This is a genomic window from Chryseobacterium sp. S0630 (assembly GCF_024158915.1).
Lineage (GTDB): Bacteria > Bacteroidota > Bacteroidia > Flavobacteriales > Weeksellaceae > Chryseobacterium.
Genome location: NZ_JAMZGF010000049.1, coordinates 12163 through 33460 on the forward strand (window position 1 = coordinate 12163; position 21298 = coordinate 33460).

The window sequence follows — 21298 nt, forward strand, 5'->3', positions numbered from 1 at the left end:
ATTTAACATTCCGTAATTATACTCAACTGATCGTTAATAAATTACAAAAAAAAGGAGACACCCTCAGATGTCCCCTAACCTAAATTTAAAACTGAGAAGTATTTTCATTAATTCTTCCATTCATTTAATATGGTAGTTGCCGGTATTTTCACAATAGAACGAACCCAGATATCATTATTGGGAACGTTTGTTCCATACAGAAAATCTGCAACAAAGCTGTCTTCCGGCAAATGAAGTTCTACAGAAAGCCTTTTTGTCTGGCTTGTTTCATCCACAGAGGTACGGCTTGAGACGTTTAATCCATTATTGATCAGCTCAATATTAATTTCACGCTGAGTTCTGTACTGAAAACTATCACTATACAATCCGAAGTTTGATGAAATATGAGTATAATCCACAAATCTTCCAAAATCATATATTGGTTTTTTGTTTGCAGAAAGATCCTTCACATATTCTTTCATTTTGATATAAAACCGATGAAGAAAAGCATGTTTATTATAATCTGTTCCAAAATACGCTTCATTCTCGGTACTAAATACTGATAATATGGTATTGGTTTCGTCCATCATCAGTTTTCCATATACTTTTGACAGGTCATTATATACTTTATCCCGGCAAACATAGGCCTGCGAAAGACCATCCACCGTTTCCACTTTATATTCCGAGAGTAAAACATCCCATATTTTATTTCCATCAGCATTGGTTTTTGCATTTCTGATATCGGAAACATAGTTATGCAGATCATCAACATTCGTGAAATCTGTAGAAATATAAACAGATTGCGGACCTTCCAAATATCCGCCTCCAATATCTGCATGATCCCCAGGAACAAATACTTCTTTCCAAACGGAGGACTGATTTTCTGATTTCTGATCCTGCATTGTTTTCGAATTCTCAAACAAACCTGTCAATGGAAAGAAAAACCTGCCTTCATTGACCGCACAGAAATGCAAAGCATTCTCTACCTGTGCAGATATCTTCATATTATAAGTATTAAAAGGCTTAGACTCTACCGTATCAAAAAGGCCCAAAAATTTTATTCTGCAATTTCCTACCGCATAAAATGTCAGAAGCTGATTACAGAAAGTTCTTGCCAGCATACCTCCTCTCCCGAATCCGTAGATATAGAAATGGTATTCCTTGGTTTCATCATGGGTTATTTTTTGTACAAAATCTCCGGCTTTCTGAAGTTTATCATCAGATGAATATCCGCTTCCATAAGGTGGATTTGCACATGTTGCCATGGCAAAATTATTATCTTCATTACCTGTTGCGGTGCCAATTCCTTCAATATATATTTTTTCATCTCCAACGAATAAACTGTATAATTTATAGATATTGCTGAAAGTTCCATAATAGCTTTCATTATTGTTCAGCGGTTTATCCGGTGAAAGAATATTTACTCCATTATTTCCTGTACCGTCAAAGAAAATCCCGACGGAAATCACTCTACTGCCATTCATGTTTTTACTTTAATTTTTTTATTACAGATCTTGTTTGTGTTTTTTTCAATTAAAATCCCTCAAAGAGACATTCCAAAATAACAGAAGAAAAATAAGGTTCACTAGAGTGAAAAGTACCAAATAAAAAAATCCGTATTTCTACGGAATCAGATTATATTTTTTCAAGAGAATAAATATTATTAACAATGGCATAGATTACTATTCCCACTGTATTTTTAGCTCCAATCTTCTCCAAAATACGCTGTCGGTGACTTTCTACAGTTCTTGGGCTGATAAAGAGTTTTTCTCCTATTTCATTATTGGTAAATTCCTGGCAGATTAGTTTTACCACATCTTTTTCTCTTTCAGATAATTCGTCTTCTGTTTCAAAAAGTGAATTTTTCTTGGCAGAACTGTTCATATAAGTAAACAGCATCTGATGATCTTCAGCCGTGAAAAAGACTCCGTTTTTATCCACCATTGTAATGGCATCAATAAAGGTTTTCTTATTCGAATTTTTGGGAAGAAATGCTGATACTCCCAGCTTCACCATATATCCAAGAATAGAGGTTTTATAGTGTGATGAGAGGATAATAATTTTAAGATCGGGATATTTTTCTTTCAGGATTTCTACCAGTTCAAAACCGTTCATTGGTTTCATCTGAACATCTATCAAAGCAATATCAGGAAATTCATCTTTTGAAAGTTTTCCGAGGTCTTCAATAAAATCGGGGCCATTATCTGCGGTAAGGCAAACCGATATATTTTTTTCATTGGACAGCAACATTTTTACCCCTTCGAGGATCAGCTGTTCATCATCAATCAGTGCTAGTTTGATTTGGGAACTCATGATATTTTGGAATTTTTATGATTAAACGACTTCCTTTATTCGAAAATGTTTTTTTCCATTTGTGTGTGGCGTTCATTGATTTGATGCGGGATTCAATATTTTTAATTCCCATCCCTTTTTTCACTTCTTCATATTCAAATCCCTGTCCGTTATCAGAAATTACAACAGTCATATTTTCAGGATAATCCTTAATATAAATCCAAAGATCTGTTGCATCTGAATGCTTGATCACATTGGTAGTAAACTCCTGAATAATCCTGTACAGCTGTACTTCCACGAAAAGATCTTTCTTTTCATATCCAGACATTACCTGCAGGGAAATATTGATTTTATGGGAAAGGTTGGCTATTAATTCTTCAACATATAAAACCAGACCCACAGATTCCAGGTTTACAGGGTATAATGAATGGGAAATACTTCTGGCCGCATCAATCAGGGAAGACATCTGGCCGTAGATATTCTTTTTGATCAGCTCATCACCCTGAGTATCGAGGTTATTCAGCCATAAAGAAAGAATATTGAGGCGGTTTCCGATATCATCATGAATCATCACTGCAATTCTTTTTCTTTCTTCTTCCTGAGCCTTAATATTTTCCAGAACTAATTTTTTCTGATGAAGAACTTCCGCTTCATGCTGTACATTTTTTTCCTTAATAATTCTGGTAATAAAAGCTCTGTAAGCTAACAGAATAAAGGATACGATAACTGTTATGGTAACAATTATCAGGATCAGCAGATTGATATTTAAAGTTACTTCTTTAATCTGAAAAAAGTATATAAAAATGAACAGTACAAAATACTCGAAAGAATATTATTGGCACTGAGAATAGTATAATAATCGTTTTCGGACAGATTGGCGATCTGGTGCTGAATGATAAAAATAAATACTGAGACAGAGTAATAGAAAAAAATACTGGCATCTACAAGAAGAAAGCGGTTCTGTGTAGAGGTATTTTTAATCTCAAGAATCAGGGTAAATCCTGACAAGCAAATAATGATAATATTGGAAACCACTTTCGCTATATCAGCATTGGCAGGATAATCAAATCCATATTTCGAGATCATAAAACCGGCTGCTAGCACTCCAACGACTCCAAGAACTGATTTTGGCCAGTCCAGCTTTCTGATAAATAAACCTGTCAGTAGAAAAAACTCTCCCGCTATATAGAGAGGATAGAGAAATGATGTATCATTCAGTCTGAAGATATAAGGCAGCGCCAGATTCAGCAATTCAATAAAAAAAAGAAAAGCAATACAATGAAAATATTGCTTTTCTTTATGATTTAATATGCGGTATTTTGCTGCTCCCAGTAGTATAACGGACAGGAGCAGTGCATAGTTCAGGAATAAAATTGCCTTATAAAGTTCAGCCATTCCTCAGTATATCGTTTTAAAATTCACTTCCTACATCTACATCTGGGATACGGCAGATAGGAGGACATGGTTTTGCCCAGTCGTAAGTATTGGAAATTGATTCTGCTCCCAGTTCTGCACTTCTAAGGTTTTCACGGAAAGAGATAAAGATAAGCGTTACCAACATTTTTCCGTAAATATCATTGTATCTGATCCCAAAAGAACAGGTAATACCAGCCAAACCATCGTCAGAAAGGCAAAGGTCTGCTGTAGGAACATAGAATTTTCTGAAAATTCCACTACCCTGATTTTCTCTGGTCTCTTTATAGAACCAGTCCATACCTTGATTTCTCCAACGTTCAATAGCATCTACAGCTTTGTCCTGTTCAAGAATTGGTGTATTGGAAACCGGCAATCCCATGTTGGCATTTTTCTCCATGCTTTCAAGATCTTTAGAAAGAACCGCATTTCTAATCAGGGTATATTCCTGAATTTCCTGCAGTCTCAGATCTTTTTCAAGCTCGGTAAGAAAGCTGTATGGATATTCTTTTACGTCTATTTTTACCCCATCATTGTTCATAGGATAAAAGATAAGAATCAATCGGTCTCTGTAAATTCCTACTGCAGCACAGAAGTCTTTATAATCCTTAAACCCCCTCATCCATTCAAGGTGTTCTCTGGAAATATTAAAAACATAGTTGGTAGGGATAAGCTTTTGAATTTTGGAAAAGTCAGAAAGACATGCTTTCCACTGGTTTGACGCTGCTCTACATTCTTCTACAGGCAGCATATAGTCTACAATGTTTAATGTTGACATAAGCATAGTTTTTAGTCGTATAAAAATATACAAACTAAATATGCTATGCAAGAGGATTTTAATTAATAATTTTTCACAGTAATATGATAACAGCTCTGTTGCCTCTCTTTGATGTAATATATTCTACCAGCTTTCTCATAATGCTTTAAAACTTTCTCCAGAGCCACTTCCATTTTCGGATTGTATTTTAAAACGTTGTTGAATCTTACGTAAGAAATGTCAAAAGAGTTGCCATAGTTGTGAGAACTAATCCCTAGCGAGGCGTTTGAATTCACTCTTCTCAGCCTGCACTGGTCTTCAAGGGTTCTGGTAATAGATGAAACAGTAAATGTACCGCCTTTTGTATCCTTACTGAATTTAGACCCTATTTTTTCCAGAGTTGTTTTTGCCTTGGATACCATATAAGCTCTGCTATAATCAAGTCTCTGGACCTGATACCCTTTACCGGATTTTTTTATTTTGTGGAATTTTCCGTTGTTGATATATTTCTGTATGGTTTTGGAATCTTTCAATAATTGCACTCCAAAACCTTTGGAAGCATCAAGATGAGATTTATAAAGCGGTGTAGGTTCTACCTTCAATACAGTGGCAAGATCATAGCAGGGAAAAGCTTTTTTGGCTGCCTGCGAATAATGTAAACTATAAATAAAAGGTACAAAGACCACACAAAAAAACTTTCTCATTCACCTTCCTTTTAAATTACAAATGAAAGATAAAACATTTATGTTGGATCTTTCAAGACTGACGATAATACTCTCTCAACAAATCCCAAACAAACATTACACCAAATTACAGATTTTGCAATTTTTGTTCCCTCTTTTTTGAAATATTTTTTCAGTTTTAACTTTTTACTTTAAGATTTAAATTTTACATTTGAGATACATAAACAATAAACAACATGATAAAAAAACTTTTCGCTGAATTTTTCGGCACATTTTGGCTTGTTTTCGGAGGGTGTGGAAGCGCTGTTTTCGCAGCGGGTGTTCCAGACATCGGCATCGGACTTTTAGGCGTTGCTTTAGCCTTCGGTCTTACTGTTCTTACCATGGCTTACGCTGTAGGGCATATCTCAGGAGGACACTTTAATCCGGCAGTTTCTTTCGGGCTTTTAGCAGGCGGAAGATTTCCTGCAAAAGACCTTATTCCTTACATTGTAGCCCAGTGTTTGGGAGCGATTGTAGCAGCAGGATGCCTGTATACAATTCTTAACGGTGCCGGAGCGGTAGAATTCTCAAAACCCGGAGATTTTGCCACTAACTTTTACGGTGAAGCCGTTTACAATGGAAAAGCTTTCAGTATGGGAGCAGCATTTCTTGCTGAGTTTCTATTAACCGCATTTTTCCTTATTGTAATCATGGGAGCTACGGATAAATGGGCTAACGGTAAGTTTGCCGGTCTTGCCATCGGTCTTGCGCTTACTTTGATTCACCTGATCTCTATCCCGATTACCAATACTTCTGTAAACCCTGCGAGATCACTTTCTCAGGCAGTCTTTATGGGAGGAATTGCGATGTCACAGCTTTGGTTGTTCTGGGTAGCTCCTATTTTGGGAGGAGTTGTAGGTGGATTGATCTACAAGTTCTTACTTCAGAGAGATACTGCTGAAATTGCAGATTAATTTTTAAAATAATATTCAATGATAAAATCCTGTCAGGCGGCAGGATTTTTTTATTTCTGATTTTGAATAAATTGTTTTGAAATTCTTTGTAAACGCAAAGTTTTTATAAAGATGAATTTTATTTAAGGGAGCAAAGTGGTTACGACTACGTCGTTGATGAAGTGATAGGTTTTACGATCGCTTAATAAAAATCAATGAAATTGATTCCTTTTTTGCTTTCTTAAATTTTAAATATAGAAAATGAGTCTTTGCGTTAGAATAAGAAACCTCCTTAATTTTATTTCAGTTTTTTGATTTCAAAAGGATTTTTAAAGATGAGCTCTTCATGTTTTCCTTTAATTTCCATTTTGCGCTGAAGAAGATTAAGCGCCATTTTTCTGATAAAAAGATCTTTGTCATTCAATTTCCAGTAAGAATCTTCATGAAGTTTTTTAGGTTGGCGAATCAGATAGAATTCGGTTTCCCAGGTATCTGCATTATGATAAAACTCAATAATTCCACAATGTTCAGGGATAAGAGCTGCATCTACCATTCCCATCGGGAGTAAAAAACTAAAGGAATTGCATACATAATCTCCACAGGAAATTTTATCATGTTTCAGAAGTTTTTCTCCGGTATCTTTGTTCAGGTAAGATTTTTTGAAATCATTTTTAAAATCACTTTTTGAAAATTTGATTTCAATTTCATGACTTCCGCCTTCTGAGTCTATGATTAATATATCCGCTTCCCAATCTGCCTGAAAATAGTTAGTCAGTACAATCTCTTTTTCAAAATCGCAGTGGGAATGGATGTAGGCGTGTATGAGTTCTTCTATTTTGAGCATTGGTTATAACTGTAAAATGTACAATGTAAAAAGTATTAATGATAATGCGCTCTCTTAATAGTCAATATTATAAACGCAATGTTCACAAAATATTTATTTACTGCTGTTAAATGTTTGCAAAGGCGTTTCACTCAGCAAAAGTTGTAAATTATATTCAATTATTACTTATTAATAAAAATTCACAAGCGAAGCGAATTGACGATTCACAATTACCTTCTGAAGTTGATTTTCTAGCTTACCAGCAGGCTGCATCCTCTGATATCTGAATGATCTATTCTTCCCAATACCTGAAATTTATCACCAACTATTTTCCCTAAGTCCTGGGTTGCAATAAATGAGCAGGAATGCGTATTGGCAAGGTCAATAATATTAATAGCTCCTGTTCGGCCTTCTTTTTCGTAAGCCAAAGGATCTTCTGCATTCCGAACCATGATTCTCATCCAGTTTGGGCATTCGTATTCATTATTTCCAAGAGAATAAGCCTGAGAAAGCAGTTCTGTCATGGAATATTCTGAGTATATTTTGTTTGTTTTAAGACCTTCCTGCAAGATTTTCAACAATTCATCCTTTGTCATTTCTTCCTTTCTTCCTTTCATCCCACCGGTTTCAATTACCATGAGATCATCAGGGAAGTTCAGGGATTCTTCGCTTTGCTCAGCATCGCAGTAATCAAGAAAGTCTAATAAGGCAAAGGAAACTCCGAAAAGAATAACTTTCTTATCCTGCAATGTATTTAATAGCTCAAAAAGTTCAGCATGATTATAAAGAAAATATCCGTTTTCCGGCTTGGCAGATTTCTTCATCAGATAATCTACCATATAGATCAGTGATGAGTTTTGTTTCTCAAGATAACTTGGAAGCAGTCCCAGAAAAATAAAATCTTCCGGCTTTCCGATAAATTGCTCAAAACTTTTATAAATACTCTCTTCATAAAGCTCCGGATCTGCAATAAAATGTTTGGAAAGATTCATCTGGGTTGTTCCTGAGCTTTGAAAGAAAAGATCAGCAGACACATTTTTATCCAGGATCTGATGATTTTTAAACATTTCAATAGGAAGAAACGGAATTTTCACCAGACTGTCGACATCATCGGGATTAACTTTCAGAAAATCAACGAATTTCCGGTATATTTCAACATTTTCATATTGATAACGAAATGTTTTCAATGATGCATTCAGAAAATCCTGTTCAGTCTGTATGTTGAATATATTTTTCAATTCCATAATTTTTGAATTTCTTAATTCCTTACTACAAGGCAATTACAGAGATAAAATATTGTTATTTAATAATTTTTTAATGCATAAAACCTATTTTGGTAGACTTATTGCAATGAGTTACTTGGAATATGGATTAAAAACAAGAGTGGGTTTTTCCACCCGTTCGAAAGTTACCTCTTTTTAGGGGTAATTTTTTTTGCTTTATTTTTCAAAAGTCTTGAGTTCAAAATCTTTTTCAAAAACCCCGTAAGTGAAATAGGAAATCCAGTCTCCAAGGTTGATATATTTTGCATTTTGTTCCAAATCCAGCACCATTGGCAGGTGTCTGTGCCCATAGATGAAATAATCAATCTTCTGAGTTTTCAGTTTTTCTTTGGAATAAATAATCAGAAACTCTTTATCTTCTCCCAGGAACGCTTTGTCTTCTTCTCCGGAGATCATTTTATTTTTTTGGGAAAGGTATAATGCAATTTTCATCGCAATATCGGGATGAAGCCATTTGAAGAACCATTGTGCTACCGGATTGGTGAATAGTTTCTTCATTCTTTTGTATCCTTTGTCTCCAGGTCCCAAGCCATCTCCATGAGCCAGCAGAAACTGCTTCCCTCCCATTTCAAAATATTGTTTCTGATAGAATACAGTACATCCGATTTCTTCTTCCAGATAATCTTTCATCCAGAGATCATGATTTCCGACAAAGAAATAAATATGGATTCCTCTGTCTTTAAGTTCTGCAATTTTCCCAAGCACACGAACGTATCCTTTGGGAATAACATGCTTCCATTCATGCCAGAAATCAAAAAGATCGCCCATTAAAAACAAAACCTGAGCATCTTCTTTGATCTCATCCATCCAGCGTATAAATCTCTCTTCACGCACCTTGCTTTCCTTGGGTGTAGGAGCACCAAAATGCTGATCTGAAGCAAAGTATACTTTTTTTCCAGGTTCTAAATTAATTGTTGTTTTTAACACCTTCTGAATTTTGTGAAAAATTATTGATTATCTTCTGCAAACCATTCTCCATAAGAGTTTTCTGTCTCGTGAAGTTTAAGATAAGCTAAAGAAATTCCTTCGGGAAGTCTTGATTTTACTTTAGCAGCAATAGCATACAACATGTTCTCACAAGTCGGCTGGAAACTGCAATAGATTACTTTATGTCCTTTCTGCTCAAGGTCATCTCCCAATTCTTTGTGTGGAGACAGCGCATTGACAAGAACCGCATGATCCCATACGTCTACGATCTCAGATTTTACGATACTTTTGATATCTCCGAAATCTACCACCATTCCATTTTTAGGATTTTCAATATCATTAATCGGTTTTCCCTTCACTGTTACAAACAGTTTATAGGAATGTCCATGCATATTTTTACACTTCCCATCGTAGTTGTAAAGCACGTGAGCCGTTTCGAATGTAAAAATTTTTGTAATACGTATCATAGTACAAAGATAGGATAAAACAGCTTAATACAGAAAAGACTGTTTCTATTACAGCGATTTTAAAATATTCTTTTTAATCAATTTTGAAAGTCAGATTATGATCCTTGGTTCCATCTACATTGATTGCATGGTAAGGCACAGAAAGCCAGCCGTTTTTATTCATAACAAATTTAAACTGGTAAGTTTTTCCTTTTTCGAAATGAGATTTTGGTAGTTTCAATTCAAAAGTATTATTCTTTTTCAGGTTCATATAATACAGCTTATCATCAGGATTCCAGTTATTAAAAGAGCCAGTAACTGAAATATTTCTGATGTACTCTACGCTTTGCCCTTCAGGAAATTGGTATGAGAAAATAATATTATCCTTTTCTGTTCGGTAGCCATAGTTTTCTTTTTTAAGATTGGGATGAACAAAAGGTTCAGACTTTGTGTACTCTTCTGCCACCATGTATGGGTTCAGCATTCGTTTATCCATCATGCCAGCAACCTGATTGATCATAGGATAAAAAACCGGAAATTCTTTATATCCGTTGTACATCACTATAATAGCCATATTCTGATCCGGAAAAATTCTGTAAGCACTTACATTTCCCCCTGAAAAATTATAGGAGTTTATCGTATTAAATGTATCCATATCCCAACCATGAGTAAAGGTGATCTCTTTATTTTTGTATTCAAATGGTTTCCACATCAACGCTTGTGTGGCAGGTTTCAGAAAATCATTTTTACTCAAATGAATGCTCCACTGTAAAAAAGCGGGTAATGTAATCGCTACACCATTCGCTGAATGCGCTCTTCTTCCTTCTACAAATGTGGATTTTTCATATTGATGTGTATTCTTGTTGTAGATATACTTTACAATCCTGTTAGGAATTTTTTCAATGGAATTGGATGAAAATACTACCTTATTTTTTGAATCTGAAAACTGATTTTTCAGGATATAATCTTCAAATTTCGCTCCTGTTATTTTTTCAATAATCATGGTGATCAGCATGTAGTTGGTCTGATTGTACCTGTAATCACTTCCGGTTTCAAATTCCATTTTCTCTTTGGACAGGCAATGAATAACCTCAGCATTAGTAGCATCCGACGGAATATCACTGAAGTTAATCCAGTCCGGAAGTCCTGAAGAATGGGAGAGAAGATTTTTTACCTTAACATTTTGCCATTCTTCCGGTATATTGTCAACATATTTTGAAATTTTATCTTCCACAGAAAGTTTTCCTTGCTCCACAAGCTGAAAAAGCCCCACGTTTGACATCAGTTTTGTAGTAGAATACACCCTGAACATGGAATTGGAGTCTACTTTTTTATCACTTTCCAAGGTTTCTGTTCCATAATATTTCTGAAAAGTCACTTTATTGTTGGTAACAATTCCTACGGCCATTCCTGGTATTTCATTGATTTGAATAACTGTCTTTATATAACTGTCTATCGCTTTCGATTGTTCTGCAGTCTGACCATAAGCTGTAAAGAAAAAGCCTGAAAATAATATTGTTAAAATAGATGATTTCATGGAGATGTTTGTTTGATGTTTCCTTAGTAAAAACAGCTGTGGGTCTAATTGTATTACATTAATGGAAAAAATTATTCGTTATGTTCTGACTGTAATTGATCAGTTTGAAAGCCTAATTCACTCAAATAATCAAGTCCGTTTTGTATTTCCATTGAATTGAAACCCGACCATCCTTTTTTTAATCCCAATACAATAATCTGTTTGATGTATTGTGGCTTATTGAGATTTACCTCATCTTCTGAACCAGTGATTTTATTCACTAGCTTCACACCTGATTTTAAAGGTTGTCCCAGCACATAATCATCTACAGTAATAAATTTGATGATTAAAGGGGTTTGCTTTTGTCCGTTTAAAAATACTTTTAAAGTCAAAGTATTAGTTTTAGTTTCAGAATGATATTGATTGGAAACTGAATACAAGTATCCTATAGCATTAACGGTTATTTTTCTTAACTTACTTTTCATTACCTCGTTTTTCTACCAAACTATTTCAAACATTATTTCACTGTTTTTTCAAATCTGTTAATGACTTTATATTCTTTGTCTTTGATAACAATTTCATAGTCTCCTTTATCCAGTATTAAAAAACGGCTGTCTTTAGAAGTTTTGAGCTCAATGATATCAGCAGGAATTCCTTGTTTTTCAAATTCTCCTTTTCTGTATGCTAAAACCATGGCCGGATATATTGAAACTTTAGAAGCCGGAACCTTATAAAACTTTCTGTTTTTGTTCAACATCCAATTGGGTCTGCCTTTAATATATTTTGTAACGGGATGAATGATTTTAATATCAGTATACAAATCTTTGTCTTCACCATTGTATATTCCCTGATTTTCATCTTTTAAAACAACAGGAACCGTATTATTTGTCAATCTTAAAAGTGGTTCATTATACTTCAGGTTACTTTTTTCTGAAAACTGGGTCTGATCAATGGTAAAAGGATTCACACCTGTTAAGTCTGAAAGTCTTCCTGCCATTGTTTTCTCCCAGGATTTATGAACACCTTCATAAGCGTGCTGATAACCACAATAAATGAGATATTTTCCCTCCTTATTTTTCTGCATAAAATCGAAGATATTTTTTGCTTCTCCAATTTCTCTTTCTTTGTTATTTCCTTCCGCTTCGTAAGGAAAAAGCGTAAACCCAATTTTCAAAGCATTGTAGATAAAATTTCCGAATTCCGGTTCTTTGGAGTAATATCCGCTACTGAGAGCAGCAAATTTTGTGGTATTTAAAGAATCACTTGCTAAAGTTTCGAGTCCCAAATATCTGTAGCCTTTATCATATAATCCCTGAAGTAAGGAAGAGGCAAAATTTCTATGACTGGCATTATGATGAGCTTCATTAATGATAATAATCTGTTCACTGGCCGCTCTTTCTAAGATATACTCTTTTGCATTGACAGGCTGTAATTTTATGAATTTCAAACTATCTGCAGTACTCAACTTTTTTACACGTCCAAAAGTCTCATCCCAACTTTCCAATGCCGGTTTATATTGTCCGCTTATTGAGTAGTATGTGGCTGCCATCTGGCTTTTCCAGGATTGACCTTGGGTAGAGTCTGATACCTTCTTTTTGATATCATCCGTAAACCAGTAAGAATTTTCCTGGCCATAGCCTATTATGCTTAACAAGAGTAAAGCCAGTGAATAAGAGAATTTCATGTGTATTTAGTTTTTGATTAGGGTTCTAGCTAAAAAAACTTCTCCAGCCAGTCGTTTTCCAGACGTTTTATTTTTTTGGTTTCAGGATCAAACAGAATCCAAAGTGTACTTGAGTCTACCACAAGTTCATCATTACAATAGAATTCAACTTTTCTTGGCTGTTTGGCTCCTTCGGGAGTCAGAGGATAGGTTCTTACGGTAATGATATCCCCCAGATAAACCTGTTTTTTATATCGGATATGATGATCCAGAAGCATCCAGGCATCGTTTACATATTCTGTTTGCTGTTTCAGAAGATCCCAGTGTTCCGCTGCTACTTCTTCCACCCAGTGCACATACTGCACATTATTTACATGATTGTTCTGATCAATATGATCTTCTGTTACTTTGATCTGTTTTTCATACATTAAATTCATTCTGCTGAAAGTTTACTCAAATGTATCATTTTAAAACAAAACTTTCTCCATTCAACCCCACACTTTTATGTATAAAAAAACGGAATCATAAGTTCTGATTCCGTTTTTTTATTCAGTATATTGAAATTCTTATTTAGATTTCCCTGCCGGTTTAGCAGGAGCTGCTGTAGCTCCCAGTTTGCTTTTCACAAGCGCAGTGATGTCCTCACTTCCATCGTTGTAAACAAGATTATTAGATTCCTGAGATGCAGTATCAAAAATATAATTCAAGCCTCTTTCTTTCGCCGCGGCAGAAATAGCAGTCCTTACTTTTTGTTGCAGCGGAGTAAGCAATTCGCTTTGTTTAGCAGCAATATCTTTACCTGCCTGCGCTCTCGCTTCTTCTATCTTCTTACCAATACCCTGCAATTCTGTTTGTGCAGCAATCAGTTCCTTGGTCACTGCTTCTTTATTAGCTTCACTCAGGGTTTTTTCTTTATCTTTTGCAGCTTTCAGTTTATTCTGATATTCAGTAATCAGTTTTTCAATTTCCGTCTGCTTGGTTTTAGTTAGATTATCAATAGTGGTACCTATAGTTTTTGCTTCCGGTAAGCTTGCAAAAATATCATCAGTATTCACGCTTCCAATCTTCTGTTGGGCTTTCGCAGCATTTGCAGTAAGTGTTAATCCTAATGTAATAAAAAGTACTTTGATTAAATTCATTTTTAATATTTTTTTCGTCCTCAAATATAATTCAAATTTTCATTATTTATTACCTGGTATTTTTCAATAATTATTTCACTTACCGAATGAAATTAAAAATAGCGATCAATTGCCTTAAATACAGAAAAACCTCCTCATCACAGAGAAGGTTTAACATCAATAAAATATGGAAAAATGACTAATGGAATTGTGCGGTTTCTGTAGAATCTTTCATTGCCACGGTAGCAGAAGAGCCGTTGGTAACAATATTCTGTACTTCATCAAAATATCCTGTTCCTACAAATGACTGATGCTTCACTGCTCTGAATCCTTTTTGCTGTAATGCAAACTCACGCTCCTGAAGTTCTGAATATCCTGCCATTCCTCTTTCTTTATAAGCTAATGCCAATTCAAACATAGCTGTGTTCAAAGCATGGAATCCTGCAAGGGTAATAAACTGGAATTTGTATCCCATTTTAGCCAGCTCTTCACGGAAAGTAGACATTTCTTCTACACTCAGTCTTGCAGCCCAGTTGAATGAAGGTGAACAGTTATAAGCAAGCATTTTCCCAGGGAATTTCGCATGAATTCCTTCTGCAAATCTTCTTGCCTGCTCCAGATCAGGATTAGAAGTCTCCATCCAGATCAAGTCTGCATAAGGAGCATAAGACAAACCTCTGTCGATACCTTGTTCTACCCCATTTTTTACTACATAAAATCCTTCAGAAGTTCTTTCTCCTGTAACGAATTTTTTATCTCTGTCATCAATATCAGAAGTCAGTAAATCTGCTGCATCGGCATCCGTTCTGGCAATAATAAGACTAGGAACTCCAAGTACATCAGCTGCCAGACGTGCTGCAATCAGTTTATTGATTGCTTCCTGCGTAGGTACTAATACTTTTCCACCCAAGTGTCCACATTTCTTGGCAGAAGAAAGCTGATCTTCAAAATGTACACCAGCAGCTCCCGCTTCGATCATCTGTTTCATCAGTTCAAAAGCATTCAAGTTACCTCCAAAACCAGCTTCAGCATCTGCAATGATAGGCACAAGATATTCTTTATTTCCTGTTCCGCTTACAGATTGCACCTGATCTGCCCTCAATAAGGCATTATTAATTTTCTTTACCACAGAAGGCACTGAATTGGCTGGATACAATGACTGATCAGGATACATTTCCCCTGATAGATTGGCATCTGCGGCCACCTGCCATCCTGAAAGATATATTGCTTCCAGTCCGGCATCCACTTCCTGCACTGCCTGATTACCCGTTAATGCACCAAGTCCTGCCACATAATCCTGAGTATTTAATTTATCCCAGAATTTTTTGGACATTTCTGTAGCAATGGTGTAATCTATGGTATAAGAACCGCGAAGTTTCAGAACTTCTGCTGCTGTATAAGGTCTTTTTACACCGTTCCAACGTGGATTTGTCAGCCAATCTTGCTCTAGAGCCTGGATTTGTTCTTGTCTTGTTTTCATAATATTTGGATTTTGTTTGATTAGATTTTGGGTTTCGAGATACGGAATTCGAGATACGGGATTCGGGGTTCGGGGTTCGGGGTGAAAGTATGATTCTCAAACTTTCGAACACTCACACTCTCAAACTAGATAAAAGGGTATGCTTTAAGGGTTAGAAATTCTTCAAACTTTTCACAGAAAATCAATTCATTGAAAAGTTCTTTGGCAAGATTGAATTTTCCGTTTTGAAAACGGGTTTCTCCTACATATTTTTCAATATGATCCATTTCTTCTTTTTCCCATTGCAATACCATGCTTCGGGTTAATATTCTGTCGTCACTCAGAACAGCTTCGTTTTTCAGCCATTGCCAGATTTGTGTCCTTGAAATCTCAGCAGTAGCTGCATCTTCCATCAGGTTATAAATGGCGGCAGCACCAGTTCCCATCAGCCAGCTTTCCAGATAAAGAATTCCTACATTGATATTTTTTCGGACTCCTTTTTCAGTAATATCTCCTTTAGGAATTTCCAGCAGCTGGCTTTCTGTTATATGATATTCAAATTTTTTATCGATCTGGTTTTTGGTTGGCATATACTCATCAAAAATTTCTTTTGCCACCGCTACCAATGCCGGATGTGCCACCCAAGTTCCGTCATGACCATTTTTCACTTCCCTTTCTTTGTCATTTCTTACTTTTTCAAAAGCCTTTCTATTGGCTTCGTCATCATCTTTTACAGGAATTTGGGCTGCCATTCCACCGATCGCATGTACATTTCTTTTATGACATGTTTCAATCACTCTTTTTGAATAGGCACTCATAAAAGGAGAGGTCATCGTCACCTGATCTCTGTCCGGAACAATAAATTCAGGAAGGTTTCTGAATTTTTTAATGTAGGAGAAAATATAATCCCATCTTCCGCAATTCAATCCTGCGCTGTGTTCTTTTAATTCAAATAAAATTTCATCAATCTGAAATGAAGCAGTAATGGTTTCTATTAAAACAGTGGCTTTAATAGTTCCCTCCGGAATTCCAAGATAGTTTTGTGCAAAAACAAAAACTTCATTCCACCATCGGGCTTCTTTATAGTGTTCCAATTTCGGAAGGTAAAAATAAGGGCCACTTCCGTTTTCCAAAAGCTGTTTTGCATTTCTGAAAAAATAGATTCCAAAATCCGTCAGTGAACCTGAAGCTTTCTCTCCATTGATTTCAATATGTTTCTCCGGAAGATGAAGACCACGTGGACGAACCTGCAATACTGCCGTTTTTTCATTAAGGGTATAGGCTTTCCCTTTTTCATTAACAAAATCAATGGTTCGGTTAATAGCATCAGAAAGATTAATCTGTCCCTGGATACAGTTTTCCCAAACCGGCGAACTGCTGTCTTCAAAATCCGCCATAAACGTAAAGGCTCCGGAATTAAGGGCATTGATAATCATCTTGCGGTCAACAGGTCCGGTAATTTCTACTCTCCTGTCCAACATATCTTCAGGAAGCGGAGCACATACCCAATGGCCGTTTCGGATCTCAGCTGTTTCTTTTAAGAACTCAGGAAGATTTCCTCTGTCAAAATTATGCTGTGTATTTTTTCTTTCTTCTAAAAGTTCAAGTCTTTTATGATTAAAGTTCTGATGAAGCGAAATCAGAAAATCTGCCAAATCAGGAGTAAATATTTCCTCAAACTGCTTCTGTGACTTTATTTCTAACTGAGTCTTGGTTTCCATAACTTATTGATTTTGTGATTTGATGTTACAAACATAAATAAAAATTTTCACAAACAGCGAACGTTCGCTAAATTTATTTAAAATTTATTATGCGAATAATCGCATCTAATTATTTATATTTGAGTAATGAATTCAGAAAGCGACTTTATCAAAACAGTTTTCGGGCTAAAACTGAAACAGCAGAGACAAAAGAAAAACTGGTCTCTGCAAGACCTTGCTGTAAAAACAGGATTATCAAAATCTTACCTCAACGAAATTGAGAACGGAAAAAAATATCCCAAGCACGATAAAATCATTCAGCTTTCTGAAGCACTAAGTTGTACTTTCGATGATCTGGTTTCTACCAAGCTGGATAAAAGTCTGGCTCCTTTCAACGAAATTCTTCAGTCTGATTTCTTCAAAGAAGTTCCTTTGGAGTTGTTTGGCATCAATAAGAACAACCTTATCAGCATCATAAGTGATGCGCCCAAAAAAGTGACTGCTTTCATCAATGCACTGATTGAAATTTCGCAGAATTATAACCTTGGAAAGGAAAGATTTTATTTTGCCGTATTGAGGTCATTCCAGGAATTGTATGATAATTATTTCCCGGAAATTGAGGGAAAAGTAGAGCTGTTTACTGAAGAAAATCAATTACAGATAGGAAAAAACTTAAAGTCTGATGTTCTGGAGAAAATTCTTGAAGAAAAGTTCAGCTATACCATTCGGTCTGAAAATTTTGAGAAATATGGAACGCTGGATAACCTACGTTCTCTTTTTATTCCTGAAAAAAAGCTTTTACTTCTGAATCAAAAACTGGAAAAGGATCAGAAAACGTTCATCCTGGCAAAGGAAATCGGCTTCAATGTTTTGGAATTAAAAAATCGTCCTAACACGTATTCATGGCTGGATTTCGGAAGTTTTGAAGAAATACTGAATAATTTTTATGCGTCTTATTTCGCAGGAGCTTTACTTATTTCAAAAGAACCTGTTATTGAAAAGGCTTCAGAATTTTTCCAGCAAAATAAATGGGAACCTAAAAATTTTGAAAGTCTGATTAATAGCTTTACCCGATCTCCGGAAACCTTCTATTATCGACTTACGAACATTCTTTCAGCTGAGATGGGAATCAAGGACCTTTTTTATTTATGTTTGGTAAAAAAGAAAAATTCGGATAAAATTCAGATTTTAAAGGAGCTTCATCTGAACCATCAACAGGCTCCTCACGCCAATGCTACCAATGAACATTATTGCAGAAGATGGATTGCAGTGAAAAATCTTGGTGATTTAAAAGAGAATGAAACTCTAACGGATGCTCAGATTTCTCATTATAAAGATCAGGGAATAAGCTATCTTGTGATTTCTACTTCACAAAAAAATCCTTTTTCGGATGGAAGTAACAGAAGTTATTGTCTGGGGATTTTACTGAATTCTCAAACGATAAAAAAAATAGGGTTTATCAAATCTCCTTCTTTAAAAACCATCAATGTAGGAGTTACCTGCGAATCCTGTAGTATTGCAGATTGTGAAGTAAGACAGGCGCCACCCGTGAGACTGGAAAAGGAACATTTTAATCTGAGTATGAAGAATGCTGTAGAGAAGATTAGGAAGACGTTTGAAGATATTTAAAAGTGAATGGTGAATTGTCAATACGCTTCGCTTGTGAATTTTTATGCGAGGTTCGGGATGCGAGATTCGGGTTTGTGAATAATCGGTTTGCTGCTGAAATTTACGGATAACTTATTTTTCTAAACGCAGAGTTCACAAAGTTTTTCTATACTATTTATAACTTTTCCGATCGCTATGGCGTTTCACTCAGCAACGAAAAAATCCTTCCTCTGCTCAATGAAATTTCCTTGTGAATGATATATGAGATAAACTGACAAATCTTTGTGAACGTTAGCATTAATAACAATTCACTATTGACTTTGCAGCGCAAAAATTGACGATTATTTTATATCTTAGTAAAAACACACTATGATATTAGACTTATTGTTTCCCAACCGTTGCATTCATTGCAACAGAATCATAGATTCTGAACTTTTGGTCTGTGACCTTTGTTTTCATCAGATTCATTTTACACACTATGATTATTTTGAGAATAATCCAGTCAAGGAAAAATGCAGTTTATTTTTTCCGGTTGAAAATGCGTTTTCTTTAATTCAGTTTGAAGAGGAAAGTTTAAGCCGGCAGATTATCCACGAACTGAAATACAGAAGCAGGGAAAAAACAGGAAAGATTCTTGCCAACTGGACTACAGAACGCCTTAATTTCAATAATAAAAAACCTGATTTACTAATAAATGTCCCTCTTCATCCAAGGAAACTCAAAGAGCGCGGATATAATCAACTTCATGTATTCACAGAAACTTTATCTTCATTTTATAACATTCCTTTCGATCATCAATTAATTAAACGAAATTACTATTCAAAAGCTCAGGCTTTAAAAGACAAGAAACATAGATTGGAGTCTACGAATATGTTCTCCATCACCCAACCTATTACCGGGAAGCACATCCTCCTGATCGATGATGTTTTTACTACAGGAAATACTGTTTCATCGGTTGCATGGGAGATTTTGAATGCCGGTGACAATAGAGTGAGTGTATTGGTGATGGCTGTGGATATTTGATATGGGGTGCGAGGTACGAGTTTCGGGATGGTGAGATACGGGATACGAGTTTTGAGATACGAGGTGCGGGATTTTGGGCACGGATCATATTCAAAAATATTTCCAAACCTAAATGCATCTAAACTCTCTCAAACACTCACTTAATCTATTTTCATGATTCAATTCTTTTTCCTAATTTTCCGGAAACTAAAACAACTATGCCAAATCTGCTTTTACTGCACGGAGCTTTAGGTCACAACGACATTTTTAAACCTTATCTGAATTCTTTATCTCAATATTTCACGGTACATACCCCTTTATTTTCAGGACATGGAGATCAGGAACTTCCTGCAGACGGTATTACTATTGAAAAATATACTCAGGAATTATCTGAATATTGTAAGGTGAACAATTTGACAGAAGTATCAATTTTCGGGCATAGTATGGGTGGTTATGTTGCGCTTTGTTATGCAATGAGAAATCCTGACCGTGTAAATTCTATTATAACATTGGGAACAAAGTTCGACTGGACTGAGGAGCAGGCTTTAAAAGAAAGTAAGATGCTTAATCCGGATGTTATTCTTGAAAAAATTCCGCAGTATGCCCAACTTTTAGAATCACAGCACGGAACAAAATGGAAACAACTTCTTCCGGCTATTGCTGATTTAATGATTGATTTAGGTAAAAATCCTCCTCTGGAAAATAATTTTGCCACAATTACTACTCCAACTCAAATTATGGTGGGAGATAAAGATAATATGGTCACTATTGAAGAGAGTATGAGAGTTTACAGAAGCCTTCCAAACGCAAAATTGGCCGTACTTCCGGATACAAAGCATCCTATGGATAAAGTACGACCTGATTTATTATTGAACTTAATAAAAGATTTCTGGAATCTTTCTTAAATTATCTCTGAAGTTTTTCTCCGTAGCTCAAATCTCCGGCATCACCCAATCCAGGAGTGATATATCCTTTTGAAGTTAAATGTTCATCGATAGCTCCTACCCAGATGTGAGCTTCAGGATAAGCATTCTGGATCGTTTCAACACCTTGTTTTGAAGCAATGGCTGCTACGATATGAAGCTGGGTTGGATTTCCATTGGTTAGCAAATCTTTGATCGCTTCAATTAAAGAAGCACCTGTTGCCAACATGGGGTCTGCTACGATCAAAGGTCTTCCTTCAATGCTTGGGCAGGTAAGATAATCCTGTTTAATTGAGAAATAATCGTTGGCATCGTGTTTTCTGTAAGCTGCTACAAAACCGCAGTCCGCTCGGTCTAAATAGTTCAGAATTCCTTCAAACAAAGGAACTCCGGCTCTTAAAATGGTTGTAATAACCGGCTGCACAGCAATTTCTCTGCTTTTTATTGTATCTAAAGGAGTTTGAATTTCAACTTCTCTGTACTCCAGTCCTTTACTGATTTCAAAAGCGGCAATCTCCCCGATTCTTTCCATATTCCTTCTGAATCTCATTCGGTCATGCTGGATAGTAACGTTTCTAAGTTCGTTAATCCATTCGTTGACCAGAGAAAAGTGTTGCGATAAAATAGTAAGCATGAAAATTTTATTTTTAATTTCAGTTAATTGATATTAATTGCTGCAAAATTACAACTAAAAAACGAATTGAAAGATTGGGCTTAAGGAGAAAGTCTGCTCTGAAGATATAAAAAACTCCGGCAAGCAAAGCTTGCCGG

General features: G+C 35.7%; 22 protein-coding genes. 4 read left to right on the plus strand and 18 right to left on the minus strand.

Annotated features, from left to right (window positions below):
* Positions 1-107: 107 nt before the first annotated feature.
* The 6 genes from NK356_RS18115 to NK356_RS18140 all read right to left on the minus strand — a co-directional run bounded on the left by NK356_RS18115 (position 108) and on the right by NK356_RS18140 (position 5145).
* Entirely contained in the window at positions 108-1463 is a 1356-nt protein-coding gene (locus NK356_RS18115; protein ID WP_034696835.1) for a DUF2235 domain-containing protein, read from the minus strand.
* Positions 1464-1614: 151 nt separating this feature from the next.
* Complete coding sequence (locus tag NK356_RS18120) at positions 1615-2292, minus strand: response regulator (RefSeq protein WP_253317653.1); 678 nt, start codon at positions 2290-2292, stop codon at positions 1615-1617.
* Entirely contained in the window at positions 2261-2842 is a 582-nt protein-coding gene (locus tag NK356_RS18125; RefSeq protein ID WP_253317666.1) for a sensor histidine kinase, read from the minus strand. The genes NK356_RS18120 and NK356_RS18125 overlap by 32 nt, the downstream gene beginning before the upstream one ends.
* A 200-nt stretch (positions 2843-3042) precedes the next feature.
* The gene (locus NK356_RS18130; RefSeq protein WP_253317654.1) at positions 3043-3666 is read right to left on the minus strand and encodes a hypothetical protein; all 624 of its coding nucleotides are present in this window, start codon (positions 3664-3666) and stop codon (positions 3043-3045) included.
* A 16-nt stretch (positions 3667-3682) separates the two neighbouring features.
* Positions 3683-4462 (minus strand): hypothetical protein, encoded by a 780-nt coding sequence (locus NK356_RS18135; protein ID WP_253317655.1) that lies wholly within the window; start codon positions 4460-4462, stop codon positions 3683-3685.
* A gap of 62 nt (positions 4463-4524) precedes the next feature.
* The gene (locus tag NK356_RS18140) at positions 4525-5145 is read right to left on the minus strand and encodes a DUF5715 family protein (protein ID WP_034696827.1); all 621 of its coding nucleotides are present in this window, start codon (positions 5143-5145) and stop codon (positions 4525-4527) included.
* 218 nt (positions 5146-5363) lie between these two features.
* On the opposite strand from NK356_RS18140, the gene aqpZ reads away from it, so the two are divergent.
* Positions 5364-6080, plus strand: coding sequence for an aquaporin Z (gene aqpZ, locus NK356_RS18145; protein WP_034696881.1), 717 nt, complete (start codon positions 5364-5366; stop codon positions 6078-6080).
* Positions 6081-6357: 277 nt separating this feature from the next.
* On the opposite strand, the gene NK356_RS18150 is transcribed toward aqpZ, so the two are convergent.
* The 11 genes from NK356_RS18150 to aceB all read right to left on the minus strand — a co-directional run bounded on the left by NK356_RS18150 (position 6358) and on the right by aceB (position 17015).
* Entirely contained in the window at positions 6358-6903 is a 546-nt protein-coding gene (locus NK356_RS18150) for a hypothetical protein (RefSeq protein WP_253317656.1), read from the minus strand.
* A 230-nt stretch (positions 6904-7133) separates the two neighbouring features.
* The gene (locus NK356_RS18155) at positions 7134-8126 is read right to left on the minus strand and encodes an acyl transferase (RefSeq protein WP_185103714.1); all 993 of its coding nucleotides are present in this window, start codon (positions 8124-8126) and stop codon (positions 7134-7136) included.
* Positions 8127-8321: 195 nt separating this feature from the next.
* Positions 8322-9092, minus strand: a complete 771-nt coding sequence (locus NK356_RS18160) for a UDP-2,3-diacylglucosamine diphosphatase (RefSeq protein WP_034696825.1) — start codon at positions 9090-9092, stop codon at positions 8322-8324.
* A 20-nt stretch (positions 9093-9112) separates the two neighbouring features.
* A complete protein-coding gene (locus tag NK356_RS18165; protein ID WP_034696824.1) occupies positions 9113-9559 on the minus strand; it encodes a 6-carboxytetrahydropterin synthase in 447 nt (148 codons plus the stop codon).
* A 73-nt stretch (positions 9560-9632) separates the two neighbouring features.
* A complete protein-coding gene (locus NK356_RS18170) occupies positions 9633-11075 on the minus strand; it encodes a serine hydrolase (RefSeq protein ID WP_253317657.1) in 1443 nt (480 codons plus the stop codon).
* Between the two features lie 71 nt (positions 11076-11146).
* Entirely contained in the window at positions 11147-11539 is a 393-nt protein-coding gene (locus NK356_RS18175) for a hypothetical protein (RefSeq protein WP_034696823.1), read from the minus strand.
* A 32-nt stretch (positions 11540-11571) separates the two neighbouring features.
* Positions 11572-12738 (minus strand): hypothetical protein, encoded by a 1167-nt coding sequence (locus NK356_RS18180; protein WP_253317658.1) that lies wholly within the window; start codon positions 12736-12738, stop codon positions 11572-11574.
* A gap of 29 nt (positions 12739-12767) precedes the next feature.
* Complete coding sequence (locus NK356_RS18185) at positions 12768-13154, minus strand: thioesterase family protein (RefSeq protein WP_034696820.1); 387 nt, start codon at positions 13152-13154, stop codon at positions 12768-12770.
* A 129-nt stretch (positions 13155-13283) separates the two neighbouring features.
* Entirely contained in the window at positions 13284-13856 is a 573-nt protein-coding gene (locus NK356_RS18190; protein ID WP_034696819.1) for an OmpH family outer membrane protein, read from the minus strand.
* Positions 13857-14034: 178 nt separating this feature from the next.
* On the minus strand, positions 14035-15318 hold the full coding sequence (gene aceA, locus NK356_RS18195) for an isocitrate lyase (RefSeq protein ID WP_367399315.1): 1284 nt from the start codon (positions 15316-15318) through the stop codon (positions 14035-14037).
* Positions 15319-15440: 122 nt separating this feature from the next.
* The gene (aceB, locus tag NK356_RS18200) at positions 15441-17015 is read right to left on the minus strand and encodes a malate synthase A (RefSeq protein WP_253317659.1); all 1575 of its coding nucleotides are present in this window, start codon (positions 17013-17015) and stop codon (positions 15441-15443) included.
* Positions 17016-17141: 126 nt separating this feature from the next.
* Here aceB and NK356_RS18205 point away from each other — a divergent pair, with 126 nt between their 5' ends.
* From NK356_RS18205 to NK356_RS18215, 3 genes are all read left to right on the plus strand, one after another.
* Positions 17142-18623, plus strand: a complete 1482-nt coding sequence (locus NK356_RS18205; protein WP_253317660.1) for a helix-turn-helix domain-containing protein — start codon at positions 17142-17144, stop codon at positions 18621-18623.
* Between the two features lie 348 nt (positions 18624-18971).
* Complete coding sequence (locus NK356_RS18210) at positions 18972-19625, plus strand: ComF family protein (protein WP_034696813.1); 654 nt, start codon at positions 18972-18974, stop codon at positions 19623-19625.
* A gap of 197 nt (positions 19626-19822) precedes the next feature.
* A complete protein-coding gene (locus tag NK356_RS18215) occupies positions 19823-20509 on the plus strand; it encodes an alpha/beta fold hydrolase (protein ID WP_253317661.1) in 687 nt (228 codons plus the stop codon).
* Between the two features lies 1 nt (position 20510).
* Here the strand turns inward: NK356_RS18215 and upp are convergent, their stop codons facing one another.
* On the minus strand, positions 20511-21161 hold the full coding sequence (gene upp / locus NK356_RS18220) for a uracil phosphoribosyltransferase (protein ID WP_034696811.1): 651 nt from the start codon (positions 21159-21161) through the stop codon (positions 20511-20513).
* Positions 21162-21298 lie beyond the last annotated feature (137 nt).

Bases quoted from the DNA above. Each gene is read 5' to 3' on its own strand.
- NK356_RS18180 (WP_253317658.1), bottom strand. From the start codon at position 12,738: ATGAAATTCTCTTATTCACTGGCTTTACTCTTGTTAAGCATAATAGGC.
- aceB (WP_253317659.1), bottom strand. From the start codon at position 17,015: ATGGAAACCAAGACTCAGTTAGAAATAAAGTCACAGAAGCAGTTTGAG.
- NK356_RS18150 (WP_253317656.1), bottom strand. From the start codon at position 6,903: ATGCTCAAAATAGAAGAACTCATACACGCCTACATCCATTCCCACTGC.
- NK356_RS18115 (WP_034696835.1), bottom strand. From the start codon at position 1,463: ATGAATGGCAGTAGAGTGATTTCCGTCGGGATTTTCTTTGACGGTACA.
- NK356_RS18170 (WP_253317657.1), bottom strand. From the start codon at position 11,075: ATGAAATCATCTATTTTAACAATATTATTTTCAGGCTTTTTCTTTACA.
- NK356_RS18165 (WP_034696824.1), bottom strand. From the start codon at position 9,559: ATGATACGTATTACAAAAATTTTTACATTCGAAACGGCTCACGTGCTT.
- NK356_RS18215 (WP_253317661.1), top strand. From the start codon at position 19,823: ATGCCAAATCTGCTTTTACTGCACGGAGCTTTAGGTCACAACGACATT.
- NK356_RS18135 (WP_253317655.1), bottom strand. From the start codon at position 4,462: ATGTCAACATTAAACATTGTAGACTATATGCTGCCTGTAGAAGAATGT.
- NK356_RS18120 (WP_253317653.1), bottom strand. From the start codon at position 2,292: ATGAGTTCCCAAATCAAACTAGCACTGATTGATGATGAACAGCTGATC.
- NK356_RS18140 (WP_034696827.1), bottom strand. From the start codon at position 5,145: ATGAGAAAGTTTTTTTGTGTGGTCTTTGTACCTTTTATTTATAGTTTA.
- NK356_RS18155 (WP_185103714.1), bottom strand. From the start codon at position 8,126: ATGGAATTGAAAAATATATTCAACATACAGACTGAACAGGATTTTCTG.
- NK356_RS18175 (WP_034696823.1), bottom strand. From the start codon at position 11,539: ATGAAAAGTAAGTTAAGAAAAATAACCGTTAATGCTATAGGATACTTG.
- NK356_RS18185 (WP_034696820.1), bottom strand. From the start codon at position 13,154: ATGAATTTAATGTATGAAAAACAGATCAAAGTAACAGAAGATCATATT.
- NK356_RS18210 (WP_034696813.1), top strand. From the start codon at position 18,972: ATGATATTAGACTTATTGTTTCCCAACCGTTGCATTCATTGCAACAGA.
- NK356_RS18205 (WP_253317660.1), top strand. From the start codon at position 17,142: ATGAATTCAGAAAGCGACTTTATCAAAACAGTTTTCGGGCTAAAACTG.
- NK356_RS18130 (WP_253317654.1), bottom strand. From the start codon at position 3,666: ATGGCTGAACTTTATAAGGCAATTTTATTCCTGAACTATGCACTGCTC.
- NK356_RS18125 (WP_253317666.1), bottom strand. From the start codon at position 2,842: ATGATTCATGATGATATCGGAAACCGCCTCAATATTCTTTCTTTATGG.
- NK356_RS18190 (WP_034696819.1), bottom strand. From the start codon at position 13,856: ATGAATTTAATCAAAGTACTTTTTATTACATTAGGATTAACACTTACT.
- upp (WP_034696811.1), bottom strand. From the start codon at position 21,161: ATGCTTACTATTTTATCGCAACACTTTTCTCTGGTCAACGAATGGATT.